The sequence below is a fragment of the Phormidium tenue FACHB-1052 genome, from assembly GCF_014696675.1.
GTDB classification, from domain to species: domain Bacteria; phylum Cyanobacteriota; class Cyanobacteriia; order Phormidesmidales; family Phormidesmidaceae; genus Nodosilinea; species Nodosilinea tenuis_A.
In genome coordinates this window covers 233,432-250,177 of the sequence record NZ_JACJQN010000001.1, presented here as the reverse complement: position 1 = coordinate 250,177, position 16,746 = coordinate 233,432, and the positions used below count along the sequence as shown (strand labels likewise).

At 59.1% G+C, this 16,746-nt stretch carries 17 protein-coding genes; 3 read left to right on the top strand and 14 right to left on the bottom strand.

Features of this window, described 5'->3' with window-relative positions; all coding sequences use genetic code 11:
* Positions 1 to 89: 89 nt before the first annotated feature.
* From H6G07_RS01095 to H6G07_RS01060, 8 genes are all read right to left on the bottom strand, one after another.
* On the bottom strand, positions 90 to 1,037 hold the full coding sequence (locus H6G07_RS01095; RefSeq protein WP_073606813.1) for an ABC transporter permease: 948 nt from the start codon (positions 1,035 to 1,037) through the stop codon (positions 90 to 92).
* A 119-nt stretch (positions 1,038 to 1,156) separates the two neighbouring features.
* The gene (locus H6G07_RS01090) at positions 1,157 to 2,242 is read right to left on the bottom strand and encodes an ABC transporter permease (protein ID WP_073606814.1); all 1,086 of its coding nucleotides are present in this window, start codon (positions 2,240 to 2,242) and stop codon (positions 1,157 to 1,159) included.
* A gap of 9 nt (positions 2,243 to 2,251) precedes the next feature.
* On the bottom strand, positions 2,252 to 3,445 hold the full coding sequence (locus tag H6G07_RS01085; RefSeq protein ID WP_073606815.1) for a BMP family ABC transporter substrate-binding protein: 1,194 nt from the start codon (positions 3,443 to 3,445) through the stop codon (positions 2,252 to 2,254).
* Positions 3,446 to 3,730: 285 nt separating this feature from the next.
* Positions 3,731 to 4,897, bottom strand: coding sequence for a nucleotidyltransferase family protein (locus tag H6G07_RS01080; protein WP_073606816.1), 1,167 nt, complete (start codon positions 4,895 to 4,897; stop codon positions 3,731 to 3,733).
* A gap of 240 nt (positions 4,898 to 5,137) precedes the next feature.
* A complete protein-coding gene (locus H6G07_RS01075) occupies positions 5,138 to 6,004 on the bottom strand; it encodes a segregation/condensation protein A (RefSeq protein ID WP_073606817.1) in 867 nt (288 codons plus the stop codon).
* An 85-nt stretch (positions 6,005 to 6,089) separates the two neighbouring features.
* A complete protein-coding gene (locus tag H6G07_RS01070) occupies positions 6,090 to 6,347 on the bottom strand; it encodes a hypothetical protein (protein WP_073606818.1) in 258 nt (85 codons plus the stop codon).
* Positions 6,348 to 6,443: 96 nt separating this feature from the next.
* Entirely contained in the window at positions 6,444 to 6,791 is a 348-nt protein-coding gene (locus tag H6G07_RS01065) for a lipopolysaccharide assembly protein LapA domain-containing protein (protein WP_073606819.1), read from the bottom strand.
* Positions 6,792 to 6,981: 190 nt separating this feature from the next.
* The gene (locus H6G07_RS01060) at positions 6,982 to 7,761 is read right to left on the bottom strand and encodes a DUF3153 domain-containing protein (protein ID WP_171972940.1); all 780 of its coding nucleotides are present in this window, start codon (positions 7,759 to 7,761) and stop codon (positions 6,982 to 6,984) included.
* Positions 7,762 to 7,908: 147 nt separating this feature from the next.
* On the opposite strand from H6G07_RS01060, the gene H6G07_RS01055 reads away from it, so the two are divergent.
* Positions 7,909 to 10,710 (top strand): cation-translocating P-type ATPase, encoded by a 2,802-nt coding sequence (locus H6G07_RS01055; protein WP_073606821.1) that lies wholly within the window; start codon positions 7,909 to 7,911, stop codon positions 10,708 to 10,710.
* 147 nt (positions 10,711 to 10,857) lie between these two features.
* Here H6G07_RS01055 and H6G07_RS01050 read toward each other — a convergent pair whose 3' ends face one another.
* From H6G07_RS01050 to H6G07_RS01040, 3 genes are read right to left on the bottom strand one after another with little or no spacing between them, the layout of a single operon-like run.
* The gene (locus H6G07_RS01050) at positions 10,858 to 11,163 is read right to left on the bottom strand and encodes an urease subunit beta (RefSeq protein WP_073606822.1); all 306 of its coding nucleotides are present in this window, start codon (positions 11,161 to 11,163) and stop codon (positions 10,858 to 10,860) included.
* A complete protein-coding gene (locus H6G07_RS01045) occupies positions 11,160 to 12,218 on the bottom strand; it encodes a S41 family peptidase (RefSeq protein ID WP_073606823.1) in 1,059 nt (352 codons plus the stop codon). Before H6G07_RS01045 ends, H6G07_RS01050 begins: the two co-directional genes overlap by 4 nt.
* An 8-nt stretch (positions 12,219 to 12,226) precedes the next feature.
* The gene (locus H6G07_RS01040) at positions 12,227 to 12,529 is read right to left on the bottom strand and encodes an urease subunit gamma (protein ID WP_073606824.1); all 303 of its coding nucleotides are present in this window, start codon (positions 12,527 to 12,529) and stop codon (positions 12,227 to 12,229) included.
* Between the two features lie 346 nt (positions 12,530 to 12,875).
* On the opposite strand from H6G07_RS01040, the gene pgl reads away from it, so the two are divergent.
* Together pgl and H6G07_RS01030 are read left to right on the top strand one after the other, a co-directional pair.
* Positions 12,876 to 13,631: a 6-phosphogluconolactonase gene (gene pgl / locus H6G07_RS01035; protein ID WP_073606825.1), complete on the top strand. Its 756-nt coding sequence runs from the start codon at positions 12,876 to 12,878 to the stop codon at positions 13,629 to 13,631.
* 195 nt (positions 13,632 to 13,826) lie between these two features.
* Positions 13,827 to 14,261, top strand: a complete 435-nt coding sequence (locus H6G07_RS01030; RefSeq protein ID WP_073606826.1) for an FHA domain-containing protein — start codon at positions 13,827 to 13,829, stop codon at positions 14,259 to 14,261.
* A gap of 76 nt (positions 14,262 to 14,337) precedes the next feature.
* Here H6G07_RS01030 and metK read toward each other — a convergent pair whose 3' ends face one another.
* The 3 genes from metK to remA all read right to left on the bottom strand — a co-directional run bounded on the left by metK (position 14,338) and on the right by remA (position 16,553).
* Complete coding sequence (metK, locus tag H6G07_RS01025; RefSeq protein ID WP_073606827.1) at positions 14,338 to 15,492, bottom strand: methionine adenosyltransferase; 1,155 nt, start codon at positions 15,490 to 15,492, stop codon at positions 14,338 to 14,340.
* Between the two features lie 159 nt (positions 15,493 to 15,651).
* Positions 15,652 to 16,098, bottom strand: a complete 447-nt coding sequence (locus H6G07_RS01020) for a SufE family protein (RefSeq protein WP_073606828.1) — start codon at positions 16,096 to 16,098, stop codon at positions 15,652 to 15,654.
* A gap of 191 nt (positions 16,099 to 16,289) precedes the next feature.
* The gene (remA, locus tag H6G07_RS01015; protein ID WP_073606829.1) at positions 16,290 to 16,553 is read right to left on the bottom strand and encodes an extracellular matrix/biofilm regulator RemA; all 264 of its coding nucleotides are present in this window, start codon (positions 16,551 to 16,553) and stop codon (positions 16,290 to 16,292) included.
* Positions 16,554 to 16,746: the final 193 nt, after the last annotated feature.

Genomic DNA, 16,746 nt, shown 5'->3' with positions numbered 1-16,746 from the left:
TTTCTCATTATCCCACCGCAATGATCCTTCGCATATACCTGACCTTGGCTGGGGAGGCAAACAGTTTTCACTCTGGCTGATCACTCTGGCTAGTCACTCTGGCCCAACGCCCCCGGAGCACCAGTCAGGGTGCGCTTGGGTGAGCAGGTGACAATCATGATCAGCAGAGTCAAAATGTACGGGGCAGCGTTGAACAAGTAATAGTACGAGTCAATACCCACCGACTGAAACGCTGGCCCTAGCGCCTGCGCCCCGCCAAACAGCAGTGAGGCCCACAGACATTGCCACGGTTGCCAGCGAGCAAAAATCACCAGGGCCACCGCCATCAACCCTTGCCCGCTGGAGATGCGCTCAGTCCAGACGCCGGGGTAAAACAGCGACAGACTGGCTCCGCCAATGCCCGCCAAAAAGCTGCCCGCCACAATGCTGGCCATGCGCACCCAAAAAATCGAAATGCCCATCGCCAGAGCGGCATCGGGACTATCGCCCACGGCCCGCACATAGAGGCCCCAGCGAGTTGATTTGAAAAACCAGCTCATCAACGGGACGATCGCCACCCCCAGCAAAAACAGCGGGCTAATTTGCAGTGCCGACTGCACCTGGGGTAGGCTGCTCCAGCCGCCAGCCGCCAGGGTGGGCAATTGGGGAGCCTGGGGCTGAATGAACGGCTTGCCAAAAAAGTTGGCCAGTCCGCCACCAAAGATAATCATGGCGATGCCCACCGCCACGTCGTTGACCCGAGGCTGCTGTGCTAGCCAGCCGTGGATTGCCCCCAGCCCCATGCCCGCCACCCCCGCCGTCAGTACTCCCAGCCAGGGGGCCAAGGTGGGGCCAACAACGCCCGAACTCAGGTAGGAGACGGCGTAGGCGCTCATCGCTCCCATCAGCAGAGTGCCTTCCAGTCCGAGGTTGATTTTGCCGCTTTTCTCCGTCAGGCATTCGCCCAAACTGACCAGCAAAAAGGGCACGCTGCCCCGCAGGGTACCGGCCAAAATGCCTAGGGGCACGCCCCACCAGCCCAGTGCTTCCGTCGCCATTACTGATCTCCTCCCCTACTCATCCACGCATCCACGCATCCACGCATCCACGCATCCACCCATCCACGCATCCACCCATCCACCCATCCACCCATTTACCCGGCCACCTATCCACCCATCTAACCGGCGACAACCGCACCTTCAGCTTCGGCCTCCCGCTCCTGAAACACCGCGAAGCGCCCGTAGAGGGATTCGCTGTAGAGCACACAGAGAAAGACGATGCCTTGGAAGACCATGACGGTGGCGTCGGGCAGGTTGTGCGATCGCTGCAAAATGCCGCCACTGGCCAAAATGCCCCCCAGCAGCACCGACACCAGCACCGTAGCCAAAGGGTTGTGGCGGGCCACAAAGGCGACCAAAATCCCGGCGTAGCCGTAGTTTGACACAATCGACTCATTCAGCCGCTTTTGTACGGCAGCGACCTCAACCATGCCCGCCAGCCCAGCACAGGAGCCCGCTAAGAAACACACCGCCAGGGTGAGCTTGCCCACGGGCAGACCGGCGATGCGGGCGGCGCGCACGTTGCCCCCAGCGGTGCGGGCGGCAAAGCCAAAGGTGGTGCGCTGCATCAAAATGTAGGCCAGTGCCGAGGCCACCAGGCCGTAGATCAATCCCCAGTGCACCCGCGTGTCGGGCAGGCTGCCCAGCCAGGCCGCCGGGGCAATCTCAAAGCTGGAGGGCTTGCTAACAAAGGCGGGGTCGCGCAGGGGGCCTTGCACAAGGTGGTTCATCAGGGCGATCGCCACGTAGTTCAGCAGCAGGCTGCTGATGGTTTCATTCACCCCCCGATAGTGGCGCAGTGCCCCCGCCGCCATGATCCACAGGCCACCGGCCACTAAGCTGCCCAGGGCCATGGCCAGTAGCACCAGGCTCCCCGGCAGGCTCGTCCCCAGGGCCAGACCCACCAGCACCGCCGCTAAGCCCCCTATCACCAGCGCCCCTTCGTTGCCGATAATCACCAGCCCCAGCCGGGCCGGTAGGGCCGTGCACAGGGCCGTCAGCATCAGCGGTGAAGCGCGCAGCAAAGTGTTTTGCCAGGCGCTCCAGCTGCCAAAGGCGGCCCGATAAATAGAGGCATACACGGCCAGAGGGTTGGCCCCGGCCAGGGCACAAAACACCCCAAAGATCGCCAGGGCAGACAGCACCGCCCCCACGGGCAACGCCACCGATTCTGCGGATCGCCGCCAGTTTGTTGTAGACGCCATGGTGATGTTTTAGCTAATGGATCCAATTACACCCTCGACAAAGTAGTCCATTTTCTCAAGCTCAATATTGTCAATTTTGAGCTGCTGGTCGGCGGGCAAAATTTCGCTGCCGGTGTTGCTGATCATCGGCCCACCGTAGATCACCACCTCACCAGACTTGATGCCAGCCAGGGCAGCATCGCCAGCGGCCTTCGCTTCATCGCTGACGGCGGGGCCGTAGGCCGACAGTTTGCAGAAGTTGTCGGCTAGCCCACCCCGCAAAATGTGGGGAATATCTCCCGCCATCAGGGTTTTGCCCGCCATTAAGTCTTTACCCAGGGTGGTATAAATGCTCGACCAATCCCACTCGGCCCCGGTGAGGTAGCCTTTGGGAGCCAGGGGGCTCTGGTCAGCGTGGTAGCCCGAGGTCATGACCCCGCGCCGTTCGGCGGTTTCCATCACCACCTTGGGGCTATCGACGTGGCAGGTGATCACTTCAATGCCCTGGTCGGCCATGCTGTTGGTGGCCTCGGCCTCTTTTACCGGCACCGACCAGTCGCCGGTAAAGATCACCTGGGTGGTGGCGTCTGGGTTGACCGATCTGGCCCCTAGGGTAAAGCTGTTGACATTGCGCAGCAGCTGCGGAATGGGCTTAGCCGCCACAAACCCCAGCTTGCCCGCTGGGCTCATATGGCCTGCGACCACTCCAGCCACGTACTGGGCCTCGTCGATGTAACCAAAGTAGCTACAGACATTTTTAGGGTGTACGCCCTCCTGGTAAAGCCCGCCGCAGTGGAAAAACTGCACGTCGGGAAACTCTTCGGCCATGGCGAGAATGTGGGGGTCAAAGTAGCCAAAGGAGGTGGGGAATAGCGCTTTGGCCCCGTCGATCTCGATCATGCTGCGCATGGCTTCGGCGACTGCTGTGGTTTCGGGCACGCTGGCCTCTTCCACCAGGCGAATGCCGGGTACACTGGCTGCCATGGCCGCAGCCCCCTGGGCATGGGCCTGGTTGTAGCCAAAGTCATCCTTAGGCCCGACGTAGATAAAGCCCACGACCAGTTCTTCTGGGGCAGACCCATCGGTGGCGGCGCTGCCCTCGGTGCTGGGCGACTGGGCACAGCCGGTGCTCAACTTGGCCGTTAGCCCAAAGGCGGAGGAGGCCAATAGCCCCCGTACCACCTGCCGTCGCGATAGGCGAAAAGAACGGTTGCGATCGCTCATTGTGGAACTCTCTCCTGTACAGGGGCAAACAATAACAGTGTCAGACTCACAGCTCTGGTCACGAACCGAACCGTCTGTGAGATCACCTCGATTCGTTAACGGCTGCCCTTAGCTTTTACACCATCCTCTAAGAATTGGTAAAAGCCTCTGAAGTAGTTGTATCAAAAACCACAGTTTTCTGGGTTCTCCGCCACTACCTAAGGATAGAGATTAACTAAAAACAAAGCCCCAAAGTTAAGTGACTCTGGGGCAAAGGGTGATTGGCTAGGGCTTGAGTTGAGTACTCTAAATATGCTGCTCTAGCAACTCGGCGATCGCCCGGTGCTCCACGGGCGGCACCAGCGGAAACTCCTGCCGGGTGTCGGTAATCAGCCAGTCGAGGGCGGCGGCCTTCATGTCGATAGACGCGCCGGTTTTATCCACGCAGTAGCGACCAAATACCAGCTTGTCCACCAGGCGCACGCCGGGGCCAATGCGCGAATATTCAAAGATCACGCTCTTATCGACGATCGCCCCGCTGCAAATCGAGCAGTTGTTGCCAATGGCGCTGGGGCCAATAATAGTGGCTCCGTCTTCGATGTGGGTCATACCGCCGATATAGACTGGCCCTTCGATGTTGACCTTGTCCCAGTTGGCCTTAACGTTGAGACCCGCGTAGACACCGGGGCGAATCTCCTGACCGGGGATATCCACCAGGTTGACCACTCCGGTGAGCACGTCTTGAATGGCCCGCCAGTAGTCGGGTACCTTGCCGATATCGACCCACTCAAACTCCATGGGAATGCCGTAGAAGGGAGCGTTATTAGCCACCAGCTTAGGCAGCAGATCGCCACCGATATCAAACGACACGCCCGAGGGAATGTAGTCAAACACCTCTGGCTCAAAGATATAGATGCCGGTGTTGATCTCGGTGCTGAGCGCCTCTTCGACGGAAGGCTTTTCCTGGAACGACTTGACCCGCCCTTCGGAGTCAGTGACCACGACCCCATAGCTGGGCACCTGCTTGAGAGGTACCGTCTTGGTAATAATCGTGGCGATCGAGCCCTTCTCGCGGTGGCGGCGCACGGCCTCAGTGAGGTCGAGGTCGATCAGCGCATCGCCGCAGAGCACCACAAAGGTGTCGTCAAAAAAAGGCGAAAAGTCCTGGATCTTGCGCATTCCCCCGGCGGAACCGATGGCGTCGCCCACCAGTTCGCCATTTTCTTCGATGCGGCCTTCAAAGGAATAGGCTAGCTCGACCCCAAATCGCTGCCCGTCGCGGAAGTAGCCCTCAATTTCATTGGCCAAGTGGCTGACGTTGACCATAATCTGGTCAAACCCGTGCTGGCGCAGCAGTTCGAGCAAGAACTCCATCACCGGTTTCTGCATGATCGGAATCATGGGTTTGGGAATGGTGTAGGTGATGGGCCGGACACGGGTGCCTTTACCGGCAGCCAAGATCATGGCTTTCATATAAATAGGATCCTTAAATTTATGGGGTGATGATTAGAGCAGGTTGGCTAGTTAAGGCTGTAGCCGCCTACCCAGAAAAAGCTGGAAATAACGTCAACCTGGGGCGATCGCACTCGGTCATGCTAACAGCGCCTAAAACCAGAGCACCGGTAACCCATCGACCTTCAACGAGTCCTTACACTTTCTTTAAAATAGCCCGGCATCCTTAGAAACGGTAATCTTCCTGAGGGTCTGTCCGTCTTAGTCAGGCAGAATAAAAGCCGGCAGTTCGGCCTCTGCTGCGGTGAGAGGGGCGCGATTGAGATTTCTGACCCGCAAATCGCCATAGAACTGATCTTGGCCGAGTTCTACCTTGGACTGGGCCGAGAGAAATAGCAGTCCCCAAAACACCCCTACCTTTTCGTGGATGGCAGCGGCGTGAGGCGTTTCAAAGTCGTGGGCGTCTTCGAGATCGGCGGGCTTAAACTGGGGCCAATGCTCCAGCAGCAGCTCAAAGTCGATCCACAGGGTATCTTCGCCCAGCTCATCCCAATACTGGTCGAGGAAGGCTTCAAGGGCGGCGGCAATTTCAGAGAGATTTTCCTGGTGGGCCAGTTGAGCGATGGCGCGCACCGCCTGGCGCTGGGGCTGGGGCCGTGCCCGCCGGGCACGAATGCGCGGCTGGTGGTCGGCCATCACCGTGGCCATGGTCTCGAGCTGCTGAATCAGTTCGTGGAGCGTGACCTGCCGCCGCTGGGGAATGGGGGCGACGGCGCGGCGGTGCAGGTGCCGCTCCAGGTTGCGGGGCAGGGGCACCAGGTCAGGAATGTCCTCTTCCCAGACCTCTTCAGGGTTGGCTTCGGCCTCGGCTTCGGCTTCGGCCCGCACCATGGTGTCGGCCTTGAGCAGCACCAGCATAGAGGCGTAGAGAAACCCCTGGCCCGACTCAGACAGATTGGCTTCGTAGGGGGTGCGGCCCTGGCTTGCCAGCGCCTCGGCCTGGCTCTTGAGCAGCGACAGAAAGCGATCGATCACGTCGATCACCTTGACATCCCACGGGTCAATTTCGCCCTGATCGGCCAGGTCGATGAGAAATGCGATCGCAGTTTGAGCCAGGGACGATGACATAGATCGGGCGGTGCAAAAGCTTAGAGATCGCTAGACAGCCCCCGCTGTCTGAGTCGCCATGACGCGGCTATCGGCCCATGATAGCTCAAAGGCCCGTTTTACCTAACGACTCCATCACCGCATTGAGCAGCGATTGTCCCCAGATCACCGCTATCACCCCGCACCCGAGGATAACGGAACTGGCCTTGGCGATCTGCACTGGTTCGAGGCTGAAGGGAGAGCCGTAGGAGAGCGGCAGCGCAACTAGCATAACGCCTAGGGCTGTACCCCCGGCAAATCGTAAGGTTCCCTTGAGCAGTGGGCGTTGAGTAGTCTTAGTCGGATCACCGTCGCCAGACACCATGACGCTTTCTCTAGCGCAACATCCAGTCCATGAGCTAAATCATAACAACTGAGGTCAATGGCGACTCGCCCACACCTCTGGCTCCGTTGACTGCATCTAGGCGACCGCTTCACCGTCCTCGACTGTGGCAGCGGGCAGCATCAGGCTCTGTTCTTCGAGCTTGACCTGGTAACGCTGCACGTCTTGCTCCAGTTCCTGAATGCGAATTTCGCGCTGCTGCACCTGCTTGCCAAAGGACATGTAGCCCTGCACTTGAGCCCAGACGCTAAATACCCAGGCAAACACCGCGCCGATGCCCATGGCCATAATCAGCTCGACGCACAGGGGCGCTTCCACATCCATCCCCGGCGCGATGTGGATGATCACGGGCTCGGTGTTCTCAATGCCAAATAGCACCAGGGCTAGGGCAATTACAAAGATAACGACGAAATTTATCTGCCTCATGGCTTTGGGCCTCCCACCGCTAGGTCAAAATCGCTAGGTCTATTTAACCAGGCAGACTCTGTTTTTGGGTAAAGGTTTTTAGGAAATGAGAGGGAGTAAAGTCAAGCGGTGAGGAAGATGGGGAAGGTGAGGGAGTTTGGTGCTGTTGGCATAGAGGCTTTACCAGTCGAAGCAGAGGGTGGGGAAGTGCTTAGGGGTTGGGGAACCTGGGTTTAAAGATGCGGTAGCGGAGACCGTAGCCAGCCAGCACTAGGGCCGCAATGCCGAGGGTGCCGAGGGCGATCGCATTGGGCAGCCAGAAGGTGGCATCAATGGTTGTAATCTCGCCAGGCTCGAGCGGCCAGGTAGCGCCGGTGGCATCCTGCTGGGTGGGGGGAGTAGCGGTAGGCAAAAGTTGGAGGCCCCAGGGCACTTGTAGCCGAAAGCGCAAGTCTGCCCAGGGAGCCAGATCGGCCTCATCGTCGTTGGGGGGGAGCTGGCGCAGGTCGAGAGTGTAGGTAAGGTGGGTGCGGCTGGCCAGCAGCCAGTTGGTTTGGTCGATGTTTAGGGCAAAGGGAACGGGTTCCCAGCCGGGCAGTTGTAGGTAGGTGGGGCCGTCGGCGGGGGACAGTTCTTTGGCAGGAGCAGATTCACTCTCTGGGGCAACGGCAGCAGCAAAAAGCTGCTGAAAGCGATCGCCCAAGTCGGCGGCGGTACCAAAGGGCACGGTGAGGGTAACGGTTTGCGAACTTTGGTTGAGCTGACCGCCGAGGGGGCGCGATCGCCCCTTTAGCTCCTCTAGCCAAGGTTCGAGGGTGGGTTGGGCTAGGGCGGCACTGCGATCGCTCAAGTCAATCGTCTGGGAAATTTGGCCGTGGCTCTGGTGGTCAAAGCGCAGGGTGAGGTCGTAGCGCAGGCAGCCGCTCAGCAGCAGGGGCAGCAGCAGCAGCAGCGCTTGCCGGAGGGGTCGCTGCGCGCATCGCCTCAGCATGGTGCGCGCAAATTGCATTGGCCTGCGGTCAGCCCCAGCGTTCTGTGTCAAAATCACTCCAAAAATCAATCTTTGTGGGCAGTTCCGTAGCTCTGGCCAAGGCTATACCATTAGAGCCATAGATCCAACGGTAGCCGGTAGCGTTGCATGAATGACCCCTCTCCAGATTCTACGACCGCCTGGCATTCGGTTGGCATTGACGAAGCCCTCAGCCAGCTAGACAGCAATGACGACACCGGCCTCACGGCGCAAGCGGTGCTCGATCGCCGCCAACAGTACGGCCCCAACGAGCTAGAAGAGGTCGGCGGTCGCCCGGCCTGGCGCATTTTGCTCGACCAGTTCACCAACATCATGCTGCTGATGCTGATTGCGGTGGCGGTGGTGTCGGGGGTGCTCTCCTATAGAAATCAAGAATTTCCCAAGGATGCGATCGCGATTTTTGCGATCGTCATTCTCAATGGCGTGCTGGGCTACCTGCAAGAGAGCCGGGCTGAAAAAGCCCTCGCTGCCCTCAAGCAGATGGCGTCGCCCAGCGTGCGGGTGCAGCGCGACGGTCGCCTGCAAGAGGTGCCCTCCCAAGATCTGGTGCCCGGCGACATTATGCTGCTGGAGGCGGGCGATCAGGTGGCCGCCGACGGTCGTCTACTAGAGGCGAGCAATTTGCAGCTGCGCGAGTCGGCCCTGACCGGCGAAGCCCAGGGGGTCAACAAACAGGCCACCCGCACCCTGGCGGCGGATACGGGCCTGGCCGATCGCAAAAACCTGGTGTTTCAGGGCACGGAGGTAGTGCAAGGCCGGGGTCGCGTCTTGATCACCGGCACCGGCATGAAAACTGAGCTGGGCCGCATTGCCGCCATGCTGCAAGGGGTCGAAACCGAGCCCACGCCGCTCCAGCAGCGCATGACCCAGCTGGGCAACGTGCTGGTCACTGGGTCGCTGACCCTGGTGGCGATCGTAGTGGGCGCTGGCGTATTTTTTGGCGGTTGGGGAGCCTTTGAACGACTGCTAGAAGTCGCCCTGAGTATGGCCGTGGCGGTGGTACCCGAGGGCCTGCCAGCGGTGATTACCGTCACTCTGGCCATTGGCACCCAGCGCATGGTGCGTCGCCAGGCCCTAATTCGTCGCCTGCCTGCGGTTGAAACCCTGGGCTCGGTCACCACGATTTGCTCCGACAAAACTGGTACTCTGACCCAAAACAAAATGGTGGTGCAGCAGGTGCGCACCCTGTCCCAGTCGCTACAAATTACTGGGGATGGCTACGCTCCTGAGGGAGAATTTATCAACGAAGGACAGCCCGTAGACCCTCGCCAGGTGCCCGATGCCGGTCTGCTGCTGGCAGATGGCCTGCTGTGCAACGACTCGGTGCTGCAAAAGGAGGCGGGCGACTGGGCGATTATGGGCGACCCCACCGAGGGAGCGCTGGTAGTGATGGCGGCGAAAAGCGGCCTCGATCGCCATCGCCTGGGCCACGAGTTGCAGCGGGTCGTAGAGTTTCCGTTCTCCTCAGAGCGCAAGCGCATGAGCGTGGTGTTTAGCGGTGTGGATGCCCTCGCCGCCGATCTAGCGCTGCCCAAAGCCCTGGTTAATGCCCCCTACCTAATGCTGGCCAAGGGGTCACCGGAGATGCTGCTCGAATGCTGCACCAGTGGTTTGCAGGGGGTAGAGCAGTTTGAGCTGGATCAGGAGGTGCGATCGCGCATTCTAGACAACAGCGCTGGGCTGGCCGCCCAGGGGCTGCGGGTGCTGGGCTTTGCCTATCGCCCGATCACCACCGTGCCCGACGAGGGCGATCCCGACCTGGCCGAGCGCGACCTCGTGTGGCTGGGCCTGGTTGGCATGATCGACGCCCTGCGGCCTGAGGTGCGGGTGGCGGTGCAGCGCTGTCGGGCCGCTGGCATTCGCCCGATGATGATTACTGGTGACCACCAGCTCACCGCTATGGCGATCGCCCAAGACCTCGGCATTGCCGATGCTGAGGCCCGCGCCCTCAGCGGCGCTGAGCTAGAGGCCATGGGCCAGGCCGAGCTAGAGTCTGTGGTCAAAGAAGTCAGCATCTATGCCCGAGTGTCGCCCGAGCACAAGCTTCGCATTGTCAAAGCCCTACAAAAAGACCACCAGATCGTCGCCATGACCGGCGATGGCGTCAACGATGCCCCCGCCCTCAAACAGGCCGAGATCGGCATTGCCATGGGCATCACCGGCACTGACGTCAGCAAAGAGGCCAGCGACATGGTGCTGCTCGACGACAACTTTGCCACCATCGTCGCCGCCACCGAAGAGGGCCGGGTGGTCTACACCAACATTCGCCGGTTTGTGAAATACATTCTCGGCTCCAACATTGGCGAACTGCTCACTATTGCCCTCTCGCCGCTGCTGCTGCCGATTTTAGATGTGCCCCTCAGTCCGCTGCAAATTTTGTGGATGAACCTGGTCACCGACGGTTTCCCTGCCCTGGCCCTGGCGGTGGAACCGGCTGAACCCGACGTGATGGAGCAGCCGCCCCACGACCCCCAGGAGGGCATTTTTGCCCGTGGGCTGGGGGCCTATATGCTGCGCATCGGTATTGTGTTTGCCATCATCTCGGTGTCGATGATGGTGTGGGCCTACCAGCATGCCCAGCAGGGCGGCGACCCCGATCGCTGGAAGACAATGGTGTTTACCACCCTCTGCCTGGCTCAAATGGGCCATGCGATCGCTGTGCGCTCTGGCAGTCGTCTGACGGTAGAAATGTCGCCCTGGTCAAACCCGTTTGTGCTGGGGGCGGTGCTTTTAACCTGCGTGCTTCAGCTCATGCTGATCTATGTGGAGCCGCTACGGAACTTCTTTGGCACCCACCTGCTCAGCCCCTTCGAACTGCTGATCTGCTTTGGCTTTAGCACTCTGCTGTTTGTCTGGGTCGAAGCCGAAAAAATCTACCGCCGCATCCGAGGCAAAGTCGTGAGGGACTAGCATTATTCACTCAATCACCCCTTTGTATCATGGGCATCACCAAGGCTCTTGATCCAACTGGCTTCACCAAAGCCCCACCAAAACAGCAGTAAGCCTCCCTCCCTCTTTTCGATCTGTTCAGCACCACCGTTACCGAGACTGGAGTGGCTACAGCGCCCCTTCGATCTGGGCGTTGAAGCCGTATACCCGTCGCTCTCCAGCCAACGGCACCAAAGTTACGTCGCGCTCGTCGCCCGGCTCAAACCGCACCGCAGTCCCCGCCGGAATATCGAGCCGCATACCCCGCGTCTGGTTGCGGTCGAAACTGAGGGCCGCGTTCACCTCAAAAAAATGGAAGTGGGAGCCGACCTGAATGGGGCGATCGCCCGTATTGGCCACTGCCAGGGTCACGGTTTCTTTGCCCGCATTCAGCTCAATTTCGCCCTCAGCGGGCAGCAGTTCTCCAGGAATCATGTCGGGCCTCCTAGGTTGGCAATTAAGTCTTGGCGCTTTTGCTGGAGCGATCGCTCAACTCGGGGCAGGGTTTCCTCCAGTTCGCGGCGGGCCACACCCTTGGGTTCCGCCTCCATCAGGTGGTTGAGGGCCATCAGGTGGGCGGTGTCGAGGGCCGTTTCCGCCGGTACCTTAACGGTGGGAATCACCCCTGTCCCATCCCAGTTTTTGCCGGTGGTGGGGTTGATCGCCTGGCCCGTGGGCATAAATACCCAAAAGTGGTCGTGCAGACGAAAGCCGCGCCCCGGATTGGCTCCACCGCGCGTGGTTTCGCCCACCACGGCCCCGCGCTTCAGCACTTGCAGGTTGTAGGCAAACTCCTCCGCTGCTGAGAAGGTTTCAGGGCTGGTGAGCGCAAACACTGGCTTGTCGAGGTAGCGCTGGCCCGGCACGTAGGGCACCGTCCACCACTGGTGGGTTTCGTCGGTCTCGCTCCAGTACAGGTCGTTGAGGTGAACTGGCGGGTGAGCCGGAAGTAGATAGCTGCACAGCAGCGCCACCATAGCCGGAGAGCCCCCCTGGTTGTGACGCAGGTCAAAGATGAGGGCGTCGGTATGGGCCACTAGGGTCATGGCGGCGGCCAGGGTATCGCCGGCGAACTCCGGCGGTTCAAAGCTAAATAGCTGAATGTAGCCCACGTTGCCCGGCAGACGCTCAACTTTGTTGAAGTCAAAATTGCGGCGGCGACTGGCCTGGTATTGGCGCTCGATTTCTTCAGTGCTGGGAGTGACATCGGGTTCGATATGGGGCAGGGGGGCGGGGCTAAAGTGCAGGCGCAGGTTGCGATCGCCGCTCATCTGCTGAAGCTGAGCCGTCAGTGTATCCGCCAACTGCTGCCCACCACTAATGTCGCCGTAGCCCCCTGACTCTAGGCGCTGTTCAAGATCGGCCTGAATTTTTTCCGCGACTTCTGGAAACACATAGGCGTCGAGCTGCGTGACCAGTGCTCCCAGCACGGCCTCGATCGCATCAGCGTCCAGCACAATCTCCCCAGGGTTGGAGCCAGAAACAGCCATGGATTGCCCTACCGAATCGGTTCGTGAACAGTAACTAGCTTGGTGCCATCGGGGAAGGTCGCCTCCACCTGCACGTCGTGAATCATCTCCGCCACCCCGTCCATCACATCGGCCCGGCTGAGCAGGGTGGTGCCATAGCTCATCAGGTCAGCCACAGTGCGCCCATCGCGTGCCCCCTCTAAAATAGCCGCAGAAATATAGGCGACGGCCTCGGGATGGTTAAGCTTCAGCCCCCGGTCTTTGCGGCGTTCGGCCACCAGGGCAGCGGTAAAAATCAGCAGCTTGTCTTTTTCCTGGGGGGTCAGTTGCATGGGGCAAGATGCGATCGCAGGGTACAGAGCTAACCGTAAGCTTTCAAGGTTTTGGGCGGCTTGTCAACCAACGCCTTTATCCGACCGAGTTCTGGCTTCAAAATTAAAGCTTAAGCCATCGCCGTTGGGATGATAACTACGTTAGTCTGCTGATCAGAACCAGGCAAAAACGTCCTCAGCCCCTAGTACTTGACCAAGCGAATGGTGACAGGCTCTAAGGGCCTGGGGTTTCAGATTCAAGGTCTACCGTGCATCGTGAACCCTCACCCCCGCTAATTTGTCACCGTTGACTTAAAGACTACTAGCCCCTGAGGCATGCCATAACCCTTATTGGTAACCCCTGCCTATGACCGCGCCGCAGCTTGAGATCTTGCCCGACAAGCCTGCCCTAGTGCAGCGGGCTTTGGCCTTGGTGGTCGAGGCCATCCACAGCGCCGTAGCCGACCATGACTACTGCACCCTGGCGCTGGCCGGTGGCAGTACTCCTAAACCCCTCTACAGTGGCCTGGCCGAGCAAGACCTGCCCTGGGAAAAACTCTACATTTTTTGGAGCGACGAGCGCTACGTGCCCCTCGACCATCCCGACAGCAACGGGGGCATGGCCAAGGCTGCCTGGCTCGACCGGGTGCCCATTCCGCCCGATCACATTCTCTATGCTCCTACCCTAGAGGGGGATCCAGTAGCGTCAGCCCGCCAGTACGAGGCGATGGTCAAATCGATTTTTGGCGGGCTTCAAGGCCTCGGCCCCAGCCAGGTGCCTCGCTTTGACCTAATTTTGCTGGGCATGGGCGACGATGGCCATACTGCATCCCTCTTTCCCCACACCGAGGCGCTGGGGGTAGACGATCGCCTAGTTACCGTGGGCCAAAAGGGCAGCGACCCTCGCCTCACCTTCACCGCCCCGCTGATCAACCACAGCCATCGGGTCATGTTTTTGGTGGCCGGGGCCGACAAGCAGGCCGCCCTAAGCCAGGTGTTTGCCGCCGATGGCGACGACGAGGCCTATCCCTCCCGGCTGGTGCGCCCTCAGGGAGAACTGCGCTGGCTGCTCGATCGCTCAGCGGTGGGTGATCTCGACCTGGCAGCGACGGCCACTAGCTAGGGCCAATCGACCAGGGGTTTCACTCCTCTCTGAATTGCTGCGGTGCTGAACTATCATCTAAGCAGGCTGCTCGACAGTCTTGGAGATAGACGGTACCTACCGACCGCCAGCGGCTGAGAATCCTAAAATGGGGGTTGGGCTTCGTCAGACTCTTCTATGATTAGACACTACAGGGATCGTTTTTGATTGAGTAATGTGATTACCCTCTCGCTGCTCCATCCTCTCCACAAAACTCCAGTGCAGAGCTGGTCTTTTGATCAAGAATCGGTGATTCGCATTGGTCGATCGACCGATAACAACGTGGTTCTCTATAGCGCTGTGGTCTCTCGCCACCACGTTGAAATCCACCGTACCGACAATGGCTGGGCGGTGAAAAGTATTGGTACCAACGGTACCTACCTCGATGGTCGTCGCATTACCGAAGTCCCTGTAGAAGACGGCATTGTCATTCGTCTGGCGCGATCGGGGCCCAACATTCAAATTCACATGTCTGAAGAAAAGCGCGACCCCCTCAAGGAACTGCTGAGCCGTCGCCGCACCGAAGACGCTAAAGACCACGACGACGGCACCCAGAGCGAACCCCACGACGAACGCGCTTTGCCCCACCAGACCACCGTCATCAATCAGTAGAAGGTTTTATTCAGCAACAAAAGGGGGCGGTCAGCTAACCGCCCCCTTTTGTTGTCGTATCTGCCCAAGTTACACCCTAAAGAGCGGTTTTGAGCAGATCGGCTTTGTCGGTTTTTTCCCAGGTAAAATCGGGCAGCTCGCGGCCAAAGTGACCATAGGCCGCCGTCTGTTGATAAATCGGGCGGCGCAGATCGAGCATGTCGATCAGGCCCTGGGGACGCAGGTCAAAGTGTTTGCGCACCAGCTCTGCGATCGCCCCGTCCGCAATCTTGCCCGTGCCAAAGGTGTTGATTGAGATCGAGGTGGGCTGGGCCACCCCAATGGCGTAGGAGACCTGAATTTCGCAGCGATCGGCCAGCCCCGCCGCCACAATATTTTTGGCCACGTAGCGCCCAGCATAGGCCGCCGAGCGATCGACCTTAGTGGGGTCTTTGCCCGAGAAGGCACCGCCGCCGTGGCGAGCCATGCCGCCGTAGGTATCGACAATAATTTTGCGCCCGGTAAGACCGCAGTCGCCGACGGGGCCGCCGATAATGAACTGCCCCGTGGGGTTGATGTGGTACTGGGTATCGGCATGGAGCCAGCCGTTGGGCAGCACCGGCTTGATGATCTCTTCCATCACCGCTTCGCGGATGTCGGCTTGAGAAATATCGGGGTCGTGCTGGGTAGAGAGCACCACGGCTTCGACCGCCACGGGCTTGAGGTTTTCGTAGCGCAAGGTCACCTGGCTCTTGGCGTCGGGGCGCAGCCAGGGCAGCACGCCGTGCTTACGCAGATGGGCCTGGCGCTCCACCAGCCGGTGAGCGTAGTAAATTGGGGCGGGCATGAGGGTGTCGGTTTCGTTGGTGGCGTAGCCAAACATCAGCCCCTGGTCGCCTGCGCCCAAATCTTTGTCGGTGGCCACATCGACGCCCATGGCAATGTCTGACGACTGCTTGCCAATGGCATTAAGCACCGCGCAGGAGGCCCCGTCAAAGCCCACATCGGAGCTGTCGTAGCCAATGGCCAAAATCACATTGCGGACAATGTCTTCTAGATCGACGTAGGTGTTGGTGCGCACCTCCCCAGCGATCACGGCCATGCCGGTCTTAACCAAAGTTTCGACCGCGACGCGGGCATGCAGGTCTTCTTTAAGAATGGCGTCTAAAACGGCGTCGGAAATCTGGTCGGCCATTTTGTCGGGATGGCCTTCAGACACCGACTCAGAGGTGAAAATACTGTACTCGCTCATGGAATTAGGCCCAACCAGTGGCAGAAGGAATGCAGGCAGAATTCAACCGAGGCTGAATCGCATTCCAAAGTTTACCAAAGTTTGAGGAAGTGCCAGAGCAAGAGACCATCTAGCACCTTGGTGTAACTACTACTGTTTGGGATAAGTTCAGCCTGGAGTTTAGCTTAGCAGTGCCCCTGGTGCCGCCCCATCGTGCAGGCCCCGAGCTTTTTGCTGCATGGTCTTAAAAATGTTGTAGAAGCCGTTGGCCCGCGACGGTGTGAGGCTGACATCGAGCTGGGTGTCTTTAATGAAATCGGGAGTCAGGGTGACAATTTCGTCGGGGGTCAGACCGTTGAGGGCTTTGATCAGCAGAGCCACCAGTCCTTTGGTGATTTGAGCATCAGAGTCAGCCTGATAGACTACTTTGCCGTCAATCAAATCAGCTACCACAAACACCTGGGAGACACAGCCCGGCACTTTGTTGTCAGGGGTTTTGTACTCCTCGGGCAGGGGATCGAGTTTCTTGGCAAACCACAGCAGCTGCTCGTAGCGACGCTTAGGGTCAGCGGCCTTTTGAAAGCGGGCCACAATTTTCTCAATAGACTCGGGGCGATCGGCGGGCATGGGGTGGATGGGGTAACGGCCTCCTAGTAGTCTACCAAGCGGTGTCGGAGGATGAGGGAGATCAGGGGGATAGGGAAGATAAGGGGGGTGGGGAGATGGATAAATTCAAAATTCAAAATTGGAGAATTCAAAATTTTGAATTTTGCACTCCCCCTGCTTCAACGCCTCACCTTCCTCATCCCCTCGTCTTTCTACCCCTTGCCGTCGCTATCTTTGCCGCTGACAAATCGGTGGGCAACGGTTTCGGGCTGAATGGCGGACAGAATGGTATGGCCTGAGTCGGTAATAATGACGGCACGGGTGCGGCGACCGTAGGTGGCGTCGACGAGTTGCCCCCGCTCGCGGGCGTCGGAGATGATGCGCTTAATGGGGGCAGACTCGGGACTAACGATGGCAATCACCCGATTGGCCGATACGATGTTGCCAAAGCCGATATTGATAAGCTTGATGTCCATAATATATAGAAGGGCGATAACGGGAGGTGCTGGTGCTAACGCCAGGGTTGACCCCCGACTAGCCAGAAAACCCGAGGCTTTTTGGCACTATGCTCTACATTTGAGCCCAGATCAGACTTATTGCCATACTAACGAATCCGTCTGGTGCTGAGGGTGAATATCGGGCGAAATTTCAGATTTTTGGCGTTTTCGT

Excerpts from the sequence above, each read along its gene's own strand:
- H6G07_RS01095 (WP_073606813.1), bottom strand. The coding sequence starts at position 1,037 with ATGGCGACGGAAGCACTGGGCTGGTGGGGCGTGCCCCTAGGCATTTTG.
- H6G07_RS01090 (WP_073606814.1), bottom strand. The coding sequence starts at position 2,242 with ATGGCGTCTACAACAAACTGGCGGCGATCCGCAGAATCGGTGGCGTTG.
- H6G07_RS01085 (WP_073606815.1), bottom strand. The coding sequence starts at position 3,445 with ATGAGCGATCGCAACCGTTCTTTTCGCCTATCGCGACGGCAGGTGGTA.
- H6G07_RS01080 (WP_073606816.1), bottom strand. The coding sequence starts at position 4,897 with ATGAAAGCCATGATCTTGGCTGCCGGTAAAGGCACCCGTGTCCGGCCC.
- H6G07_RS01075 (WP_073606817.1), bottom strand. The coding sequence starts at position 6,004 with ATGTCATCGTCCCTGGCTCAAACTGCGATCGCATTTCTCATCGACCTG.
- H6G07_RS01070 (WP_073606818.1), bottom strand. The coding sequence starts at position 6,347 with ATGGTGTCTGGCGACGGTGATCCGACTAAGACTACTCAACGCCCACTG.
- H6G07_RS01065 (WP_073606819.1), bottom strand. The coding sequence starts at position 6,791 with ATGAGGCAGATAAATTTCGTCGTTATCTTTGTAATTGCCCTAGCCCTG.
- H6G07_RS01060 (WP_171972940.1), bottom strand. The coding sequence starts at position 7,761 with ATGCTGAGGCGATGCGCGCAGCGACCCCTCCGGCAAGCGCTGCTGCTG.
- H6G07_RS01055 (WP_073606821.1), top strand. The coding sequence starts at position 7,909 with ATGAATGACCCCTCTCCAGATTCTACGACCGCCTGGCATTCGGTTGGC.
- H6G07_RS01050 (WP_073606822.1), bottom strand. The coding sequence starts at position 11,163 with ATGATTCCTGGAGAACTGCTGCCCGCTGAGGGCGAAATTGAGCTGAAT.
- H6G07_RS01045 (WP_073606823.1), bottom strand. The coding sequence starts at position 12,218 with ATGGCTGTTTCTGGCTCCAACCCTGGGGAGATTGTGCTGGACGCTGAT.
- H6G07_RS01040 (WP_073606824.1), bottom strand. The coding sequence starts at position 12,529 with ATGCAACTGACCCCCCAGGAAAAAGACAAGCTGCTGATTTTTACCGCT.
- pgl (WP_073606825.1), top strand. The coding sequence starts at position 12,876 with ATGACCGCGCCGCAGCTTGAGATCTTGCCCGACAAGCCTGCCCTAGTG.
- metK (WP_073606827.1), bottom strand. The coding sequence starts at position 15,492 with ATGAGCGAGTACAGTATTTTCACCTCTGAGTCGGTGTCTGAAGGCCAT.
- H6G07_RS01020 (WP_073606828.1), bottom strand. The coding sequence starts at position 16,098 with ATGCCCGCCGATCGCCCCGAGTCTATTGAGAAAATTGTGGCCCGCTTT.
- remA (WP_073606829.1), bottom strand. The coding sequence starts at position 16,553 with ATGGACATCAAGCTTATCAATATCGGCTTTGGCAACATCGTATCGGCC.